Below are 19365 nucleotides of genomic sequence, written 5' to 3' on the forward strand. Positions count from 1 at the left end.
CCGTTGTAGCACCGGGGTACGACAGTCGCAGTCGGATTTCCGCAAGCGGACAGCCCACCGCGACGAGCGGCGCCCCCGTGCATGCGGGCACCGCACGGGGGCGTTTTCTCACGACGAACGGTTCAGACGAACGCGCTCTCCCCGGTGATCGCCTTGCCGACGATCAGGGTGTTCATTTCCCGGGTGCCTTCGAAGGAGTAGATCGCTTCGGCGTCGGCGAAGAAGCGGGCGATGTCGTAGTCAAGCACGATCCCGTTGCCACCGAAGATCTCCCGGCTCCACGCGACGACCTCGCGCATGCGAGCGGTCACGAACGCCTTCGCCAGCGAAGAGTGCTCGTCCTTGAAGATCCCGGCGTCCTGCAGCTTCGCGAGCTGGACGAGCATGCCCCACGACGCGGTGATGTTGCCGAGGCTCTTCACCAGCAGGTCCTGCACGAGCTGGAACTTCGCGATGGGACGGCCGAACTGCTTGCGCTCCTTCGCGTAGTCGAGCGCCAGTTCGTAGGCGCCGATCATCACGCCGAGGCCCTGCCAGGCGACGCCGCCGCGGGTCGCGCGCAGGATCTCCGCGACGTCGCGGAAGGAATCGATGCCCTGCAAGCGGTTCGCCTCGGGGACGCGGACATCGGTGAGCGTGATCTCGGCGTTCTCCACGATCCGGAACGCGATCTTGTGCTCGATCTTGACCGGGACGAAACCCGGCGTGCCCTTTTCGACGACGAAACCCTTCACCTTGTCGTCCTCGACGTCGCGGGCCCACACGATCACGAGATCGGCGAAGGTGGCGTTGCCGATCCACTTCTTGGCACCGTTGAGGATCCAGGTGTCACCGTCACGCCTCGCGGTGGTGCGCATACCGCCCGCGACGTCGGAGCCGCCGAGCGGTTCGGTCATCGCGAACGCGCCGATCTTGTCCATCGCGGCCATCGGCGGGAGCCAGCGGTCGCGCTGCTCCTGGCTGCCGCCCGCGTACACCGAGTACATCGCGAGTCCGTTGTGGACACCGAAAAAGGTGGCCACCGACGGGTCGGTGCGGGTCAGCTCCATCGACATCATGCCGACGAGCAGGTTGCTGGCCGCGGGCCGGTGATCGCCATAACCTTCGTAGGGAACGCCCGCGAGGTTCTGCTCGCGGAACTTGGCGATCAGCTCCTTCGGGAACTCCCCCTTCGCCCACGCCTCGTTCACCATCGGCTTGATCTCGGTGCGCATGAACGTGCGCGCCTGCAGCAAGACCTTGCGCTCCTCTTCGGACAGCAGGGTCTCGTAGTCGTAGAAGTCGGCGGTCAGCTGGTCTTCGAGCGTGCTCATCTCAGTTCTCTCCCCTTGCGCTGCTTGAATCTGCACTGTCCAAAGCGGACAGTACGGCGAGCTGCCTGCGGTCGCGCGCCTCGGTCAATTCCGAGTACGTGGAGGAGCCGTAAGCGTTTTCGACGGCTTCGATGAGCCGTTCCTGTTCTTCCGGGTCTTGCGAGGGCTGGCCGAGACCGGCCCACATCTTCTTCATGGACACGCCGATGTGCTCGGCCATGTGCCGGTATCCGCCGGGCCCGCCACCGAGGTGCGAGCCGAGGAACGGGCCGACGGTCGACCAGCGGATGCCGAGCGAGTTCGTGATCACCTCGTCCAGCTCGGCCGGACTGACCACGCCCTGCTCCACCAGGTAGATCGCCTCGCGGTTGAGCGCGTTCTGCAGCCTGTTGCCGACGAAACCGGGAATCTCCTTGCGCTCCACCACCGGGGTGCGGCCGAGCAGGCGGTAGAACTCCACCGCGCAGCTCACCGCGTCCGCGCTGGTCCGCTCCCCCGGCACGACCTCGACGAGCGGGATGAGGTGCGGCGGGTTGAACGGGTGTCCGATCAGGACCCGGGAGGAGTCCGTCAGCTCATCGGCGAACGCGGTCGACGGGATCGCGGACGACGAGCTGAGCAGCAGCGCGTGCGCGGGCGCCTCGGCGACGAACGTGGCGAACAGGTCCTTTTTGAACTCCAGGTTCTCAGGACCGTTCTCCTGCACCACATCCGCGTCGCGGACGGCGTCGACCACGTCCGTGGCGAGGCGGACGCGATCGGCGATGCCGGTGACGTCGAGACCGCGCGCGGCCAAGTGCGGCGCGAACTCCTTCAACGCCGCGTCGACAGCGTCGGGGAGGTCCGGCCGTGGATCGGAAACCGCGACCCGGATACCGTGCGCGGCGAACAGGACCGTCCAGGACAGCCCGATCGTGCCCGCGCCGATCACCGCCGCGTTCTTGAACTCCGTCATCACCGTGCTCCCTTCAAGTAGTCGTGGACCGGCTTGACGGGGGCGAGGGTCAGGTCGGTGAGGATGTGGCTGGCCGAGACGATTTCGCGCACCGGCAGGTCGGCGAGCGGCGCCAGCGCGTGCTCGAACAGCTGGAGGCGCGCCGGACCCGCCCACGCCTGCTTCACCACGACGTCGGTGATCTCGGTGCGGACCAGTTCCGCGACGCGGGGCGCGCCGTCGTACCCGGGGACGAACTTGAGCATGAACGTCGGCACGGTGATCTGGGCCGCCGCGCCGGCGAGGTCCAGCGCGTGATGCTTGTAGCCCATGGTCGCGGTGGCGACGCGCTGCGAGCCGTAGTCGAGGGTGCCGACGAGCGCCCCGTTCTCGGCGAACAGGCTGGGCGACCCGATCGTCTTCGGGTAGGCGCTGACCTCGCGCCCGGACGCGGTGGCCGGGAAGTTGTCGAGGTACATCGCGTGCAGGTACTCGCCGCGCTCGCCGTCGAAGGTGACCGGGATCGCCTGGCCCGATTCGGTATACGGGCCGTACCCGCTGACGTCGCCCATCTTCATGACTTCGAAGCGCACCAACGGTTCTTCGATTTCGAGCGGTTCCGGTACGACGGCGCGCAGCGCGGCCTCGTCGGTGCGGTACACGATGTTGAGGTACTCGCGATCGGTGAACCGGGGCACCACGGGCGCGAACGCCGGGTTGACCAGCGGGGTGGTCACGTGCTGAAGAACTTCTTCGGCCTTCATCGGACTTACTTCCCTTCCCACTTCGGGGCGCGGCGCTCCGCGAAGGCGGTCATTCCCTCGCGAACGTCCTTTGTGTTCATGAGCTGGGCCATTTCCGTGCGCTGCAAGGCGAACGCCTCCGGTTCGGAAATCCCCTCGGCCGCGCGGACGATCTTCTTGACCGCGGCGAGGGCGAGCGGGGCGTTGACGGTGATCAGGTCGGCGAGCTGGAGCGCGACAGCCGTCGCCTCACCAGGCTCGACGACACGGTTCACCAGACCGAGTTCACCGGCGCGGGCACCGCTGACCGGCTCGCCGGTGAGCAGGAATTCCATCGCCAGGTGGTGCGGGATCCGCTTCGGCAGCCGGATCACCCCGCCGCCCGCGGCGATCAGCCCGCGCTTGACCTCCGGCAGGCCGAACTTCGCGTCCTCGGCGGCGATGATCAGGTCGCAGCCGAGCGCGAGCTCGAACCCGCCACCCATCGCCCAGCCCTCGACGGCGGCGATCAGCGGTTTCGTGGTCTCGGCCTCGGTCAGGCCACCGAACCCGCGACCTTCGATCGACGGGGACTCCCCGCGCAGCGCGGCCTTGAGGTCCATCCCGGCGCTGAACGTGCCGTCGGCACCGGTCAGGACACCGGCGCGAAGGTCCACATCGGACTCCAGGCGGTCCAGCGCTTCGGCGATCCCGGCGGCCGTCGCGGCGTCGATCGCGTTGCGGGCGGTTGGCCGGTCGATGGTGACGAGCAGTGTCGAGCCGATGACCTCGGTGCGCACTTCCGGTGTGCTCATGGCGTTCTCCTCACTTCACTTCGCGAGTTCGCGCAGGACCTCGGCCGTGTGCTGGCCGGGCAGCGGGGCGAGGCTGCGGATTGACGCCGGGGTCGCGGAGAACCGGACCGGGATGCCGACCGAGCGGATCTTGCCCTCGCTGGGGTGCTCGACGGTGTCGAGCAGGTGTCCTTCGCGGACGTAGTCGTCTTCCGCGGCGCGGTCCAGTTCGAGGACCGGCGCCATCGGGATGCTGTGCTTCGCGCATACCTCGGCCCATTCCGCGGTGGTCAGCGCCGGGGCGCAGTCCTCGATCATCGCGGCCAGCGCCTCGGTGTCGGCGTTGTCGATCGCGTCGCCGTTGACGCGCGGATCTTCGGCGAGTTCGGGCCTGCCCGCCGCGGCGAAGAAGTCGCGGAAGTTCTGCGGGTTGTACGGGATCACGCAGGCGAGGCCGTCCTTGGTTCGGACCGCGCGGTGTCCCTTCGACATCGACAGCGGGAAACCCGTTTCTCCTTGTGCGGGCTCGAAAACGTGCCCGGAGAGGTGTTCGACCAGGTTGAACGCGATCAGCGTGTCGGTCATCGGGATCTCGACGTACTGGCCTTCGCCGGTCTTCTGCTGGTGCAGCAGCGCGGCGAGCACAGAGTAGGCGATGGTCAGCGAGGACACCTTGTCGCCGAGGATCGTCGGCAGGTAGACCGGCTCGCCGAGCGCGCGGTTCGCGATGTCGACCAGACCGGAGGACGCCTGGACGGTTTCGTCGTAGGCGGCGTTGCCTGCCTGGTCGGAGTCACTGCGGAAGCCCTGCGCGTGGGCGTAGACGAGCTTCGGGTTACGGGCGGCGATCTCGTCGTAATCCAGGCCTAACCTGGTCAGTGCGCCGGGACGCATGTTGGTGATCAATACGTCGGCGGTGTCGATGAGGTCGAGGGCCTTCTTCCGCTGGTCGGCGTCCTTCAGGTCGAGTGCGACGCTTCGCTTGTTGCGGTTGACGTTCAGGTTGAGCGGGGTCATCCCGGGGGTGGTCCGGTACTGGCCGACGCGGACGGTGTCGGCGGGGGACTCGATCTTGATCACGTCGGCACCGAGGTCGCCCAGGATCTGCGCGGCGTACGGGCCCATGACTACTGTGGAGAGGTCGATCACCCTGGTGCCGGTCAGTGGTCCCATGTTTCTGTCTCCTCGGTTGGGCTTTCCTCTTGTCTTCGACCGTAGTTCCGGGTTTCTGGTGAGGGAATGATCAAGATGCGTACAATGGTGTGATCGGGGTGGTCATACCATTGTTTGCGTGTTTTCGGGGCACGGTGAAAGTTTCAGGCACGCCTGCGGCGCGCCGTTGACAACTGCCGCTCCACGGTGCAATGCCGCGTAGCTTAAGATGATCATGTTGGTGTGCATGGGTTTTGGTGATCCGGCGTGGTGACGTGCTTGTGTTTTCTCGGGGTGGCAAGGTATCGGTTATGGACGCGAGCGTGGTGGCAACGCCGGATCAGGTGTCGCTGGGTGTGTTGGTGACGGCGGTGCCGCGGGATGCGGTTGACGATGCGATCGTGGTGTGCGGGGTGAGCGCGAAGCGATCGGATGGGAAGTTGCCTCCACATGTGGTGGCGTATCTGACGATGGCGTTGTGCCTGTTTCCCGAGGACGACTATACCGAGGTGGTCACCAAGGTCACTGGGTCATTGGATCAGTGGGGATGCTGGAACGCGGCCTGGCAGGTGCCGACTTCGAGCGCGGTCACCCAAGCGCGGAAACGGATGGGTCGTAACGTTTTCCCGGAAATCTTTGAGCGGGTATGTGGTCCGGTGGGCGGTGAGTCGTCGCCGGTGGCGGCCATGGTGGCGACCGGGCGTGCACGGGGATCCTGGTTGCGGAACTGGCGGCTGATGGCTATCGATGGGTTCGACGTCGACATGCCGGACACTCCGGAGAATGCCGCGGAGTTCGGATACGCGGGCTCAGGTGAAACGCGTTCGGCGTATCCGAAGGCGCGTGTGGTGGCGATGTCGGAGTGCGGCACGCACGCGCTGGTCGCCGCGGAGATCGGCTCTCGCGCGGTGGGGGAACAGACCATGGCACTGGGACTGTATCCGCGGCTGCGTGATGACGAGTTGCTGACCGCTGATCGTGGCTTTTACAGTTTTCAGGCATGGGGACTGGCGGCGGGAACGGGCGCGGCGTTGGTGTGGCGGGCACCGACCCGTCTGCGATTGCCAGTGGTGAAGGTGCTAGATGATGGGACCTTTCTATCGGTGGTAATGAAACCGGGGATGCGCGATGCCCGACGAGAACGAATACTCGCCACTGCCGGCGCCGGCGAGGACATCGATCCCACGGAGGGTTCTGTGGTGCGGGTCGCGGAGTACGACGTGCCGGACCGAGTGGGTGGCGGCACCGGTGAGGTGATCGCGCTGCTGAGCACGATCACCGACCCAGCCGAGGCAAGCGCCGAGGAACTAGCTGACGCCTACCACCAGCGCTGGGAGCAAGAAACGGCGCACGATCAGCTCAAAACGCATATGCGAGGGCCAGGCAAAGTGCTGCGTTCACGGCTACCCGACCTGGTGTACCAAGAGATCTGGGCCTGGTTGATCGTTCATCACGCCATGACGGCGTTGATAGCCAGGGCAGCAGAGGCCGCCGATCGTGATCCGGATCAGGTGTCGTTCACCAAAACCCTCCGTCTCATCCGCCGTACCGTGACTGGTAAGGCGGGTTTTTCCCCCTGACAACTGGGACACCGCGCTACCAGGCTTGACTCTTCACATGGCGCACTGGACACCGGTAGTACGTCGTCATCGGACGTGCCCCCGCGCAGTGAAACGCGCTCGCCACAACAGCTACCGGGTCTAAAAACCCAGTGATGCCAGCAGCGTTCGCCATCCCGGCCCAGCCACGGTTCGCATCCGCGCTCTCACACCACAAACAACATGATCATCTTAAGCTACGCGGCATTGCTCCTCGGCGCGGGTCGCGTCGTTGGTCACCAGCAATCGTTCCTCACGGAACGAAAAACCATTGGTCGCCTTGAGGTAGCGTTCCCGACGCATTGACGGTCCCGTTCGTTGTTTGCCTTCTTTGTTGTCGTGGGCGCGTTGTGGCAGGTAGTCATCTTTTGTGTACACGATCGAGTGACGCAAGCTTCTTTGCTGGTCGGTAGAATTGATTCATGAACACCAAACTGGTTTCCAAGTCTGATTCAGTCAAGCGGCGAGTGGCGATTATTCGGTATCAGCAGGCGATGCTACTGCGAGATATCGCCGATATAGAGCAGGAGTCGTCGCGAAGATCGACCGTGGGCCAGGTGGCACTGCTGTGTTCGTTGACCCAGAACTCGGCGGAGCGGAAGACGGCGCTCGCTGACGCGTTGACCTCATACCTGCCCCAGACCCTGGCGGCGATGGAGAACGGGCTCATCGACGAGTACTCGGCCTCGCGGGTGTTCGAGGCTACCGCGTGCGTCTCTCGGGAGGTGGCGTCCGAAGTGGACACTCGACTGGTCGGCAAGTTCGAGAACCGGAACGCGCCCGCGCTACGACGGATAGTCAACTCACTGCTCATGCGCATCGACCCCGAAGGCTACGAACAGCGACGCAAAGCCAAAGCTGCCGCACGCAGACTCGAAATCCGGCACGGAGATCACGGGTCGTCGACCCTGTTCGCCGAGCTGCCTTCCGATCGCGCGCAGGCCCTCTACGCGGCCTGCGACCAAGAGGCACTGGAGAAAAAGCGGCAAGGCGACAAGCGCACCATGGACCAACTCAGGCTCGACGCCCTGGTCGAACGATGCCTGGGTGGCGGCTGTGGAGGTAAGCCGAAAGCGCAGATCTTCCTGCACATCGACATGCCCATCCTGATGGGGCTGCGCAACAACCCCGCCGAACTCGTCGGGTGCGGCGAGATCTCACCGGAGTTGGCTCGCGAGATCGCCTTCGACGCCAACTCCGTCTGGAACCGCATCATCGACGAACCCATGTCCAAACTCCCCGTCGACCTCGGTCGGAAAAACTACCGACCATCCAAGCGCATGCGGAAATACCTCCAAGTCGCGCACCGGACCTGCAGCATGCCCGGCTGCAACCGGCCCGCCCAGTACACCGACCTCGACCACGCAACAGCCTGGAAAGACGGCGGCCGCACCGACAAGATCAACCTCCGGCCGCTGTGCCGGATCCATCACAAGCTACGCGACGAACCCGGCTGGGAATTCACCACCGACCACAATGGACAACTCACCGTCACCACACCCGACGGGCACAGCTACACCGAAAAGCCGACCGGATTCGGGTGATCGGGCGGCTCAGGTTTTGAGCGGGTCGGCGAAGACCTCGCGCGCCCGGGTGACCAGTTCTTCCAAGTCGCCGCCCTTGCCACCGCGGTCGGTGCGCCACACCAGGCCCGTTTCGAGCGTCGCCTCGAAATCTTCCAGCGGGAGGATGGTCACGTTGTCCAGGCGGTAGAGCTGCATCGGCGAATGGGGGTCGAGCATCGAAATCGAGAAGGCGATACCGGTCGAGACGAGCTCCGCGATACCGGCGTAGCCGGACGAGGAAAGCTTGATGCGCTTCTTCACCCCGGCCGAGGCGAGACGGCCGTCCAGTTCGTCGAAGTAGGCGGGTGTCGAATCGGCCGAATCGGCCACATACGACAGTCCAGTCAGGTCGGCGACGGTGAGCGAAGTGCGGCCGGGGAACAGGTCCGCGGGGACGGCGGCGCCGAGGCGTTCGGTCATCACCGGCAGCACTTCGAGAGCGGGATCGGACACCGGGAGCCTGGCGAGTGCGAGCGCGAGCTTGCCGTCGCGGACATCGGACACCAACTCGGCGGTGCCGCCCGGCCAGCGCTTCAGCTCCGCGGTGTCGCGCGTGCGCTCCTCCAACTCCTTCACGCGTTCACGCAGGGCGGGGTGCACCCCGGCGGGCATCCCGACGAACAGGGTGCTGCGCCGGGGGCGGGCGGCTTCGCGGACCTTCCACGGGATCGACGAGACCCGATCCAGCACGTCCTTCGCCAGCGGGAGCAACGCCTCACCGGCCGCGGTCAACGCCACCTTGTGCGTGCTGCGGACGAACAGCCGCTGATCCAGCTCGTGCTCCAGATCCTTGATCCGCTGGCTCAACGGGGACGCCGCCATGTGCAGCTTCTTCGCCGCCTGCGAGAAGTTCAACTCCTCGGCGACCGCCACGAAGTAGCGCAGGTGCAACATCTCCACGAGCGAAGCCTACCCAGCGCCGCCGCTCACTCCTTGCTGGTGGCTTCCGCGTCGGTGGCCTCGACCGGGGCGCGCTGCGACTGGCCGAGAAGGTTCGCCGCCCACTCCGTGACCCGGCGCGCCACGTCCTGCGCGGTCAGGCCGACCCCGGCCAGCACCTCCTCCCGCGAACCGTGGTCGAGGAACCGCTGGGGCACCGCGAGATCACGCAACGGCACCGGGCAGTCGGCGTCACGCAGCACGGCGTCGAAACCCGAGCCGAACCCGCCGTGCCGTCCGCTGTCCTCCACGGTGACGACCATGCGGTGCTGCTCGGCGAGCTTGACCAGCGCATCCGGCACCGGGAGGACCCAGCGCGGGTCGACGACGGTGACACCGATGCCCTGGTCGGCCAGCCGGTCGGCGGCGGCGAGCCCGAGCGGGGCGAACGCGCCGACGGCCACGAGCAGGACATCGGTCCCGGCGCCGTCGCGCGGCCGGTACAGCACGTCGACGCCGTCGATCCGCTCCAGCGCGGGAACGGATTCGACCACCGAGCCCTTCGAATACCGCAGCACCGTCGGGCCGTCGGAGACCGCGACGGCCTCGCGCAGCTCCTCGCGGAGCGTCTCGGCGTCGCGCGGCGCGGCGACCCTGACCCCGGGCACCATGCCGAGCAGCGACAGGTCCCACATGCCGTGGTGGCTGGGGCCGTCGGGACCGGTGATCCCGGCGCGGTCGAGCGCGAAGGTCACCGGCTGGCGGTGCAGCGCCACGTCCATCAGCAACTGGTCGAAGGCGCGGTTGAGGAAGGTGGAGTAGACCGCGACGACCGGGTGCATCCCGCCCATCGCGAGCCCGGCAGCCGAGGTGACCGCGTGCTGCTCCGCGATACCGACGTCGAACCAGCGGTCGGGATGCGCTTCGGCGAACTTCTGCAGCCCGACCGAGCGCTGCATCGCCGCGGTGATCGCGACGACGTCGGAGCGCTCCTCCCCGATCTTCGCGAGCTCGTCGCCGAACACCGCGGTCCAGCTCCGCCCCTTCGGCTTCGGCTTACCGGTGGCGGGGTCGATCGGGTCGGTCTGGTGCATCTGGTCGGCTTCGTCGCTCACCGCGGGCGGGTAGCCGTGCCCTTTCTCGGTGACGACGTGCACGATCACCGGGCCGCCGAACGCCTTCGCGCTGTGCAGCGCCTTCTCCAGCGCCGCCATGTCGTGCCCGTCGACCGGGCCGAGGTACTTCAGGCCCAGGTCGGAGAACATGACCTGCGGGCTCAGCGCGTCCTTGATCCCGGCCTTGGCCGCGTGCAGCGCCGCGTAGATCGGCTTCCCGACCACCGGGGTGTGCTGCAGCATCGCGCGCCCGCCGTCGAGGAAGCGCTCGTACCCTGGCTGGAGCCGCAGGGAAGCGAGGTGATCGGCGAGGCCGCCGATCGTCGGCGAGTAGGAGCGGCCGTTGTCGTTCACCACGATGACCACGGGACGGTCGGGCCCCGCGGCGATGTTGTTGAGCGCCTCCCAGCACATGCCGCCGGTGAGCGCGCCGTCGCCGACCACCGCGACCGCGTGCCTGCCGCCGCCGCGCAGCTGGAACGCCTTCGCCAAACCGTCCACATAGGACAACGCCGTGGACGCGTGGCTGTTCTCCACGAAGTCGTGTTCACTTTCGGCGCGGATCGGGTAGCCCGCGACGCCGCCGACCTGGCGGAGCCGGTCGAAGCCCTGGTGCCTGCCGGTGACGATCTTGTGCACGTAGGCCTGGTGGCCGACGTCCCACACGATCGCGTCCTTCGGGGAGTCGAACACCCGGTGCAGCGCCATCGTCAGCTCGACCACGCCGAGGTTCGGGCCGAGATGCCCCCCGGCCAGGCGGACCTTGTCGATGAGGAACTCGCGGATCTCGTGTGCCAGCTTGGCGAGCTGGTCCGGGTTCATGCGCTTGAGTGCCGCCGGTCCCTGGACTGACGCCAGCAGTTCCACGCTTCCACCTCACCTGGTCGGGCGCCGCGCGGTCCGCGCGGACATCGGCCCAGTCTAGGAGAGGCACGCTTTCCGCCGCCTCCCTCGGAGGCGTTGGTTTGGCCGCCGTCACGTTTCGGCATTCGGTCGAACCGCCGTTGGCCCGTTCAGGCCAGCCCCCTGTCAAGTAGTCACTAGGAGTGGGAAATTAACAGTCACATACCGAAGTATGTGAACTCACTCTCACTTAACGGAGTGGACTAGCCACGCAAGTAGTAACCACTCGTAGCGTGCCCCACGAACGGATGACCGCCAGCAGCCGGACACAACAGAAACAAGCGAGCCATTGACCCTCGGGGGTGAACCGACGCCGTGCCGTTCCTTCAGCCGTCGATCGAGATGACTGACCGGGTCAGGCTCGCCGAGAAAAACGGCGAGCAGAGAAACGGCGGCGCCAACGAAGACGCCAGAGCCACCTTTGTCCATCTGGAAGCACCCCGGCACGCCAAGGCGGCGGAGCCGGGAACCGCCCACGCGGCGTTCGCGCCGAACGAGCGGTGGCATCAGCACACCCTGCGTGTGCTCAGCAGACCGGCGAGCCGGCGCAGGCCGCCGAACGTCGCGGTCGTGCGCTTCGTCGAAGCGCCCCGCATCGAATCCCGGTTCGGCAAGCACGGGCTCGACCGCGTGCTGGAGCAGGTCGCCTGGATCCTGCGCACCGAACTGTCCGAGCAGGAGCACATCACGCCCGACGAGCACGGCGGGGTGATCCTGACCCTGCGCGGCGCGGCGAACTGGCAGGTGAAGGCCAGGCTGGAGAGCATCTCCACCCGGCTCGCCAGGCTGCCGATCGAACTCGGCGACGAGCACCTCACCATCACCCCGGTGATCGGCTGGGCGGACGCGGCCGACCGGCCGCTCAGCATGGACCCGCACCAGTTCGTCGACCGGGCCACCGAGGCGGTCGAGCTCGCCACCAGCCAGCTCGACCTGATCCCGCGCAAGTGGGCGCCTCCCGCGGCGCCGAAGCGCAAGAAGTCCTCCGGCCCGCTCCGCACGACCCTGCAGGCGCTGGCGACGCTGGTGCTCGGCATCGCGGTGCCGTTCGCGCTGCTCGTGTCCTTCTACGTGGACGGAATCGACCTCGCGACACCGATGTACCTGGTGGTCACGGCCTCGCTCGTGATCACCGCGATCGTGATCTGGACGGAGAACTTCTTCGCGCTCGATCCCGACCGGCCACCGAAGCAGGCGGCCGCACCGGAACCCGCGGCGTCCGCGATCATCCCGGCCTACCTCCCCAACGAAGCGGCCACCATCGTCGACACCCTGCACGCGTTCCTGCGGCAGGACTACGGCGGCCCGCTCCAGGTGATCCTGGCCTACAACACGCCGACCTCGATGCCGATCGAGGCGGACCTGCACGAGCTCGCCGCCCGCGATCCGCGGCTCGTCGTGCTGAAAGTCCCCTACTCGACGTCGAAGGCCCAGAACGTCAACGCGGCGCTGGAACTGGTGACGGGCGAGTTCGTCGGTGTCTTCGACGCCGACCACCACCCGGCGCCCGACGCGTTCGGCAGGGCGTGGCGCTGGCTTTCGCACGGCGCCGACGTCGTGCAGGGGCACTGCCTCATCCGCAACGGCGACGCGTCGTGGGTGGCCAGGACGATCGCCGTCGAATTCGAATCGATCTACGCGGTGAGCCACCCCGGCAGGGCGAAGCTGCACGGGTTCGGGCTCTTCGGCGGCTCGAACGGGTTCTGGCGCACGCAGGTGCTGCACGAAACCCGGATGCAGGGCCAAATGCTCACCGAGGACATCGATTCGTCGATCCGCGTGCTGCTGTCGGGCCGCACCGTGGTCAACGACCCCGCGCTGATCAGCAGGGAGCTGGCGCCCGCGACGCTGTCGGCGCTGTGGAAGCAGCGCGTGCGGTGGGCGCAGGGCTGGTTCCAGGTGTCGCGCCGCCACCTCGGCCCGGCGCTGCGGTCGAACGCGCTGACCGTGCGCAACAAGCTCGGCATCACGTTCCTGCTCGGTTGGCGCGAGATCTACCCGTGGCTGTCGATCCAGATGATCCCGGTGATCGCGTTCATCTTCTGGCGCGACGGCGGGTTCGCGAGGATGGACTGGTTCGTGCCGGTGTTCTTGCTGTGCACGGTCTACACGCTGTCTTCGGGGCCGAGCCAGGTGCTGTTCGCGTGGCGGCTCGCGGCGCCGGACGTGCGGCGGCATCCCCGCTGGTTCCTCGCCTACCTCGTGGTGTCCACGTTCTTCTACACCGAGTTCAAGAACCACGTGGCGAGGGTCGCGCAGATCAAGGAGCTCACCGGCGAGCGGAAATGGGCGATCACCCCGCGCCAGGCGGCGTCCGCGCAGGAGCGGACGGCGTGACGGCGGTGCTGCCGGAAGCCGGTAAGGCCACGCGCGAAACCCCCTCGCCGCGCCGGTTCCAGCTCGACGTCTACCGCGCGCTCGCGGCGATCGCGGTCGCCACGTTCCACGCCTACCAGTTCAACCGCACGGAGAAGTGGCCGCTGGAAGGCACCGTCTGGCACGAGGTGATGCTGAGCACCGACCTGTTCGTCGCGCTGTTCTTCGTCCTGTCCGGGCTCCTGCTCGGGCTGCCCGTGGTGAAGGCCGCGCTCGGCGATTCGTCCCCGAGGCCGGCGAGGGTGTTCCTGATCAAGCGGGTGTCGCGGCTGATCCCGGCCTACTTCATCGTGGTGCTGGTGGTGTGGTTCGTGTCCAATCCGGAGCTGCCCGGCCACTGGCAGGATCTGCTGCTGCACCTGAGCTTCACGCACGTCTACAGCGACGAGTACATCTTCTGGACGGACGGCCCCGCGTGGTCGCTCGCCGACGAGATGCACTTCTACCTGTTGCTGGCGCTGCTCGGGTCGCTCGCCTACCGCGTGTGCGCGCGGCTGGGAAGCAGGCGGGCGAAGCTGGCGGTCCTCTACGGCGGCGCGGGCACGCTCGTCGCGATCAGCCTCGCCTACAAGCTGCTCGCGAAGTTCGTCTGGCACCGGCCGTCCTCGTCGTGGTCCACGTGGTTCGGGCCGATGGCGAAGCTCGACCTGTTCGCGATCGGGTTGCTGATGGCGGTGCTGGCCGCCGGCGGCTTCAAGCTCGCGCACCGCTGGTCGCGCTGGACCTCGGCGCTGATCGGGTTCGGCGTGATCGTGCTGGCGCACTGGGTCCGCTCGAACGGATACCTCCCCGATCCGTTCCTGCATCCGGTGGTGGCGGTCGGCTGCGCGTTCGTGGTGGCCAGCACCACGCTCACGACCGTTCCCCCGCCGCGGTTCCTGAGCTGGCAGCCCGCGGTCACCGTCGGGCTCGCCAGCTACAGCCTGTACCTGTGGCACGAACCGGTGCTGCGCGTGCTCGACACGCTGGGCCTGGTCCCGTCGACCGGTTCAGCGTCCGCGTTCGTCGTGACGGCGGTGGTGCTGCTCGCCGTCGCGATCCCGGTCGCGCTGCTCAGCTACCACGCGATCGAAAAGACGGGCATGAAGATCGCGGCGGCCTTCGATGCCAAGGGCAGGCCCCGCGACTACTACGCACCGGAGCCGCTGGCCGTCTGAAATCGTACGGAACGTCACGGGCCGCGCCGCTGAATGAGCGGTGCGGCCCGTTTTACGCGTAGGATTCCGACCCGGCGCGGGCCCGGCCCGCGCCGCGCACGCACTGTCCACACTGGAGAGGTTGATGGCGGACTTTTTCATCGGCGGCCACTGGGTCGGCGCGAAGCAGGGCGGCACCCGCGAAATCCGGTGCCCCGCCAACGGTTCGTTGGTGGCCGAGGTCGCCGAAGGCACGCGCGAGGACACCGAGGCGGCCATCGCGGCCGCGCGGCACGCTTTCGACACCGGCCCGTGGCCCGCCACCCCCGCCGCCGAACGCGGTGACGTGCTGCTGCGCGCCGCCGATCTTCTCGTGCAGCGCAAGGACGCGTTCGCCCGCGCGGAATCGCTCGACACCGGCAAGCGGCTGGTGGAAAGCGAACTCGACATGGACGACATCACCGCGTGCTTCAAGTACTTCGGCAAGCTCGCCGGCAACGACGCCGGTCGCGTCGTGGACACCGGGAATCCGGACGCGTTCAGCCGGATCGTGTACGAACCGGTCGGCGTGTGCGGCCTGATCACGCCGTGGAACTACCCGCTGCTGCAGACGGTGTGGAAGGTCGCGCCCGCGCTGGCCGCCGGGAACACCTTCGTGCTCAAGCCGAGCGAGCTGACCCCGCACACCTCGATCCTGCTGATGCGCCTGCTCGCGGACGCGGGCGTGCCCGACGGGGTGGCGAACCTCGTGCTGGGCGCGGGCGGTGAGGTCGGCGCGCCGCTGTCCGAACACCCCGACGTGGACCTGGTGTCGTTCACCGGCGGGCTCGCCACCGGCAAGGTGATCGCCGCCTCCGCCGCGGCCACGGTCAAGAAGGTCGCGCTCGAACTCGGCGGGAAGAACCCGAACGTGGTGTTCGCCGACGCCGATTTCGAAACCGCCGTCGACTACGCGATCACCGCGATCTTCCTGCACTCCGGCCAGGTGTGCTCCGCGGGCGCGCGGCTGATCGTGCAGGAGGAGATCCACGACGCCTTCGTCGACGAGATCGTCCGCCGCGCGGAGCTGATCCGGCTCGGCGGGCCGTTCGACCCGGACGCCGAGACCGGGCCGCTGATTTCCGCCCAGCACAGGGAAAAGGTCGAAAAGTACGTCGCGACCGCGATCGAAGAGGGCGCGGTGCTGCGGACCGGCGGCAAGCGGCCAGAGGGCGAGCGGTTCGCGGACGGCTACTACTACCTGCCGACCGTGCTCGACGGCGTGCGCCAGGGCAGCACCGCGGTGGTCGAGGAGTCGTTCGGCCCGGTGCTGACCGTCGAAACGTTCACCGACGAGGACGACGCGGTCCGCATCGCCAACGACACGCACTACGGGCTCGCCGGCGCGGTGTTCACCGACGACGCCTCGCGCGCGCAGCGCGTCGCGAACCGCCTCCGCCACGGCACCATCTGGATCAACGACTTCCACCCCTACCTCCCGCAGGCGGAATGGGGCGGGTTCAAGCAGTCCGGGTTCGGCCGCGAACTGGGCCCGAGCGGGCTGGCCGAGTACCAGGAGGCCAAGCACATCTACCAGAACCTGCGCCCCGAGCCGCCGAAGTGGTTCTCCGGCGAGCAGAGCTGAACCGCAAATTCCATAGTGGACTGATCAGGAGGCGCCTTGAGTACACAGGGTGGCGGCGACCAAGAACTCAGCGATTTCGGCTACACCAACCAGTTGAAGCGAACACTGGGCAGCTTCCACACCTTCGCCGCGGGCATCAGCTACATCTCGGTGCTGACCGGCGTGTTCCAGCTGTCCTATCTCGGGCTCGGGCAGGGCGGCCCGGCCTACTGGTGGTCGTGGCCGATGGTGTTCGTCGGCCAGCTGATGGTGGCGCTGACCTTCGCCGAGCTCGCGGCGCACTACCCGGTGGCCGGTTCGGTCTACAACTGGGCGAAGAAGCTGTCCAACAACCACCTCGCCTGGCTGGCGGGCTGGATGATGCTGCTCGCCTCGATCGTGTCGATCTCCGCGACCGCGCTGGCCTACCAGCGCACGCTGCCCCAGATCTGGAAGGGCTTCCAGGTCATCGGGGACGGCACCGGCACCAGTGACGCGGCCAACGGCGTGCTGCTGGCGAGCCTGCTGATCGTGTTCACCATGCTGGTCAACGCGTTCGGCGTGAAGCTGATGGCGCGGATCAACAGCGCGGGCGTGTTCATCGAGCTGGTGTTCGCGGTGCTGCTGGTGATCTTCTTCGCCGCGCACTTCGTCCGCGGGCCCGGTGTGGTCACCGAGACGCTGAACACCGGCGCGAACCACACGGGCGGATACCTCAGCGCGTTCCTGATCGCCGCGATCGCGTCCTCGTACGTGATGTACGGGTTCGACACGGCGGCCTCCCTCGGCGAGGAGTCGAAGGACCCGCACCGCAACGCGCCGAAGGCGATCCTGCGCGCGCTCGTCGCCTCGGCGCTGCTCGGCGGTTTGATCATCCTGTTCGCGCTGATGGCGGTCAGCGACGTGAACGCGCCGCAGCTGGCGACCGACGGCCTGCAGTTCGTGCTCACCGACGCGCTCGGCGGCACGATCGGCCGTGTCTTCCTGATCGTGGTGGGCATCGCGATCACGGTGTGCGTGCTGGCGGTGCACACGGCCGCGATCCGGATCGCGTTCGCGATGGCGCGCGACAACGCGCTCCCCGGCGGTTCGAAGCTCGCGAAGGTGAACAAGAAGACCGGCACCCCGGTGCTGCCCGCGGTGGTCATCGGCGTGATCGCGATCGTGCTGCTGCTGGTGAACATCAACTCGTCGCAGATCTTCTCCGCGGTGACCAGCCTCGCGATCATCCTGATCTACATCGCCTACCTGATGGTCACCGTGCCGATGCTGATCAAGCGTCTGCGCGGGCAGTGGCCGCCGAAGGGCGCGCCCGAGGGCCGGTTCTCGCTCGGCAAGTGGGGCCTGCCGGTCAACATCGTCGCCGTGCTGTGGGGTGGGTTCTGGACGGTGAACCTGGCCTGGCCGCGCGCGGAGATCTACAACGCGACCCCGCCCTTCCACTGGTACCTGAAGTGGAGTTCCGTGCTGTTCGTCGCGGTGTTCGCGGCGGGCGGGTTCGCCTACTACTGGTTCGTGCAACGGCACAAGGTGGGGGTGCTGGCCGATCACGCGGCGAAGTCCGCGGCCGAGGAGCCCCCGGCGGAGATTCGAGAGGAGAGCGCTTAAGTGAGCGAGGAGTTCGACTACGTCGTCGTCGGCGGTGGTACCGCGGGATCGGTGGTCGCGGCGCGGCTGTCGGAGGACCCCAGCGTCACCGTCTGCCTCCTGGAGGCCGGTCCGTCCGATGTGGACGATCCGGCGGTGCTCCAGCTGAACCAGTGGATGGGCCTGCTGGAGTCCGGGTACGACTGGGACTACCTCGTCGAGCCGCAGGAATCCGGCAACTCGTTCCTCCGGCACGCGCGGGCGAAGGTGCTGGGCGGCTGTTCCTCGCACAACTCGTGCATCGCCTTCTGGGCACCGGCCGAGGACCTGGACGAATGGGCGTCGCTCGGTCTCGACGGCTGGTCGGCGAAGGACGTTTTCCCGCTGTACAAACGACTCGAGACCAATGACGGCCCCGGCGAGCACCACGGGCGTTCCGGCCCGGTCACCATCCGCTCGGTCCCGCCGCGCGACCCCGCCGGTGCGGCACTGCTCGAAGCGTGCGAGCAGGCGGGCATCCCGCGCACCGAGTTCAACTCGGGCAGCACCGTCACCCACGGCGCGAACTGGTTCCAGATCAACGCGCGCGAGGACGGCACCCGATCGTCGGCCTCGGTTTCCTACCTGCACCCGATCATCGGCAAGCGGTCCAATTTGGACATCCGAACGGGAGCGAGGGCCAAGCGGCTCATCTTCGACGGCAAGCGCTGCACCGGCGTCGAGTACCTCGCGCCGGACCTGATCCACGGCATCGAGGTCAAGGCGCGCCGCGAGGTCATCGTCAGCTCCGGCGCGATCGACACGCCGAAGCTGCTGATGCTGTCCGGGATCGGGCCCGCCGAGCACCTGCGCGAGGTCGGCGTCGAGGTGCTGCACGACTCCCCCGGCGTCGGCGCGAACCTGCAGGACCACCCCGAGGGCCTGATCCAGTGGGACGCGAAGCAGCCGATGGTGAGCGATTCCACGCAGTGGTGGGAAATCGGCATCTTCACCACCACCGAGGACGGCCTCGACCGGCCGGACCTGATGTTCCACTACGGCTCGGTCCCGTTCGACCTGAACACCCTGCGCCACGGCTACCCCACCACGGAGAACGGGTTCTGCCTGACCCCGAACGTGACGCGCAGCAGGTCGCTCGGCACCGTGCGGCTGCGCACCAGGGACTACCGCGACAAGCCGAAGGTCGACCCGAGGTACTTCACCGATCCGCACGACATCCGCGTGATGACCTACGGCATCAAGCTCGCGCGAGAGATCGTCTCGCAGCCCGCGATGGCCGAATGGGCGGGTACGGAGCTCGCGCCCGGCGCCGACGCGCGCACCGACGACGAGATCGCCGACTACCTGCGCAAGACGCACAACACCGTCTACCACCCTTCGTGCACCGCCAAGATGGGCGGCGACGACGACCCGAACGCCGTCCTCGACGCGCGCCTGCGCGTCCGCGGTGTCTCGAACCTCCGGGTGGCGGACGGCTCGGCGATGCCGTTCCTCGTCGCGGTGAACCCGTGCATCACGACGATGGCGATCGGCGAGAAGTGCGCCGACATGCTCAAAGAAGACGCCTGAACCTCGTTTCCCTCCGGCAGGCGCGGTGTCCCTGATGGTCACCATGACAGCATTCAGTGCCGTCATGGTGACCATCACGGCATAGCGCGGTTCGCCCGGGACGGTGCTCTACGATGCCG

The 19365-nt window shown here is 67.4% G+C and carries 14 protein-coding genes; 7 read left to right on the top strand and 7 right to left on the bottom strand.

Features of this window, described 5'->3' with window-relative positions; all coding sequences use genetic code 11:
- Window positions 1-122: 122 nt before the first annotated feature.
- From HUW46_RS03190 to HUW46_RS03210, 5 genes are read right to left on the bottom strand one after another with little or no spacing between them, the layout of a single operon-like run.
- A complete protein-coding gene (locus HUW46_RS03190) occupies window positions 123-1313 on the bottom strand; it encodes an acyl-CoA dehydrogenase family protein (protein WP_215545831.1) in 1191 nt (396 codons plus the stop codon).
- 1 nt (window position 1314) lies between these two features.
- A complete protein-coding gene (locus HUW46_RS03195) occupies window positions 1315-2268 on the bottom strand; it encodes a 3-hydroxyacyl-CoA dehydrogenase NAD-binding domain-containing protein (protein ID WP_215545832.1) in 954 nt (317 codons plus the stop codon).
- Window positions 2268-3011, bottom strand: coding sequence for an acetoacetate decarboxylase (locus HUW46_RS03200; protein ID WP_215545833.1), 744 nt, complete (start codon window positions 3009-3011; stop codon window positions 2268-2270). Before HUW46_RS03200 ends, HUW46_RS03195 begins: the two co-directional genes overlap by 1 nt.
- A 5-nt stretch (window positions 3012-3016) precedes the next feature.
- Window positions 3017-3784: a crotonase/enoyl-CoA hydratase family protein gene (locus HUW46_RS03205; RefSeq protein WP_215545834.1), complete on the bottom strand. Its 768-nt coding sequence runs from the start codon at window positions 3782-3784 to the stop codon at window positions 3017-3019.
- Window positions 3785-3799: 15 nt separating this feature from the next.
- Window positions 3800-4936, bottom strand: a complete 1137-nt coding sequence (locus tag HUW46_RS03210) for a CaiB/BaiF CoA transferase family protein (protein WP_215545835.1) — start codon at window positions 4934-4936, stop codon at window positions 3800-3802.
- 290 nt (window positions 4937-5226) lie between these two features.
- Here HUW46_RS03210 and HUW46_RS03215 point away from each other — a divergent pair, with 290 nt between their 5' ends.
- Both HUW46_RS03215 and HUW46_RS03220 read left to right on the top strand, forming a co-directional pair.
- The gene (locus tag HUW46_RS03215) at window positions 5227-6495 is read left to right on the top strand and encodes an IS4 family transposase (protein ID WP_215545836.1); all 1269 of its coding nucleotides are present in this window, start codon (window positions 5227-5229) and stop codon (window positions 6493-6495) included.
- Window positions 6496-6935: 440 nt separating this feature from the next.
- On the top strand, window positions 6936-8057 hold the full coding sequence (locus tag HUW46_RS03220) for an HNH endonuclease signature motif containing protein (RefSeq protein WP_215545837.1): 1122 nt from the start codon (window positions 6936-6938) through the stop codon (window positions 8055-8057).
- A 9-nt stretch (window positions 8058-8066) separates the two neighbouring features.
- Here the strand turns inward: HUW46_RS03220 and HUW46_RS03225 are convergent, their stop codons facing one another.
- Both HUW46_RS03225 and dxs read right to left on the bottom strand, forming a co-directional pair.
- A complete protein-coding gene (locus HUW46_RS03225; protein ID WP_215545838.1) occupies window positions 8067-8978 on the bottom strand; it encodes a LysR family transcriptional regulator in 912 nt (303 codons plus the stop codon).
- Between the two features lie 26 nt (window positions 8979-9004).
- The gene (gene dxs, locus HUW46_RS03230) at window positions 9005-10939 is read right to left on the bottom strand and encodes a 1-deoxy-D-xylulose-5-phosphate synthase (RefSeq protein ID WP_215545839.1); all 1935 of its coding nucleotides are present in this window, start codon (window positions 10937-10939) and stop codon (window positions 9005-9007) included.
- Between the two features lie 378 nt (window positions 10940-11317).
- On the opposite strand from dxs, the gene HUW46_RS03235 reads away from it, so the two are divergent.
- The 5 genes from HUW46_RS03235 (at window position 11318) to HUW46_RS03255 (ending at window position 19246) form a co-directional block, all read left to right on the top strand.
- Window positions 11318-13312, top strand: coding sequence for a glycosyltransferase family 2 protein (locus tag HUW46_RS03235; protein ID WP_215545840.1), 1995 nt, complete (start codon window positions 11318-11320; stop codon window positions 13310-13312).
- Window positions 13309-14508: an acyltransferase family protein gene (locus HUW46_RS03240; RefSeq protein ID WP_254125763.1), complete on the top strand. Its 1200-nt coding sequence runs from the start codon at window positions 13309-13311 to the stop codon at window positions 14506-14508. The genes HUW46_RS03235 and HUW46_RS03240 overlap by 4 nt, the downstream gene beginning before the upstream one ends.
- 124 nt (window positions 14509-14632) lie before the next feature.
- Window positions 14633-16111, top strand: coding sequence for an aldehyde dehydrogenase family protein (locus HUW46_RS03245; RefSeq protein ID WP_215545842.1), 1479 nt, complete (start codon window positions 14633-14635; stop codon window positions 16109-16111).
- 36 nt (window positions 16112-16147) lie between these two features.
- Window positions 16148-17698 carry an APC family permease gene (locus HUW46_RS03250; protein ID WP_215545843.1) on the top strand — a complete coding sequence of 517 codons (1551 nt, stop codon included), beginning with the start codon at window positions 16148-16150 and terminating at the stop codon, window positions 17696-17698.
- Entirely contained in the window at window positions 17699-19246 is a 1548-nt protein-coding gene (locus tag HUW46_RS03255) for a GMC family oxidoreductase (protein WP_215545844.1), read from the top strand.
- The last annotated feature ends 119 nt before the right edge of the window (window positions 19247-19365 follow it).

It is taken from the genome of Amycolatopsis sp. CA-230715, from assembly GCF_018736145.1.
Classification (GTDB): domain Bacteria; phylum Actinomycetota; class Actinomycetes; order Mycobacteriales; family Pseudonocardiaceae; genus Amycolatopsis.

Coding starts and splice junctions, on each gene's coding strand:
- HUW46_RS03245 (WP_215545842.1), top strand. CDS start 14,633: ATGGCGGACTTTTTCATCGGCGGCCACTGGGTCGGCGCGAAGCAGGGC.
- HUW46_RS03200 (WP_215545833.1), bottom strand. CDS start 3,011: ATGAAGGCCGAAGAAGTTCTTCAGCACGTGACCACCCCGCTGGTCAAC.
- HUW46_RS03220 (WP_215545837.1), top strand. CDS start 6,936: ATGAACACCAAACTGGTTTCCAAGTCTGATTCAGTCAAGCGGCGAGTG.
- HUW46_RS03235 (WP_215545840.1), top strand. CDS start 11,318: ATGACTGACCGGGTCAGGCTCGCCGAGAAAAACGGCGAGCAGAGAAAC.
- HUW46_RS03195 (WP_215545832.1), bottom strand. CDS start 2,268: ATGACGGAGTTCAAGAACGCGGCGGTGATCGGCGCGGGCACGATCGGG.
- HUW46_RS03190 (WP_215545831.1), bottom strand. CDS start 1,313: ATGAGCACGCTCGAAGACCAGCTGACCGCCGACTTCTACGACTACGAG.
- HUW46_RS03215 (WP_215545836.1), top strand. CDS start 5,227: ATGGACGCGAGCGTGGTGGCAACGCCGGATCAGGTGTCGCTGGGTGTG.
- HUW46_RS03205 (WP_215545834.1), bottom strand. CDS start 3,784: ATGAGCACACCGGAAGTGCGCACCGAGGTCATCGGCTCGACACTGCTC.
- HUW46_RS03210 (WP_215545835.1), bottom strand. CDS start 4,936: ATGGGACCACTGACCGGCACCAGGGTGATCGACCTCTCCACAGTAGTC.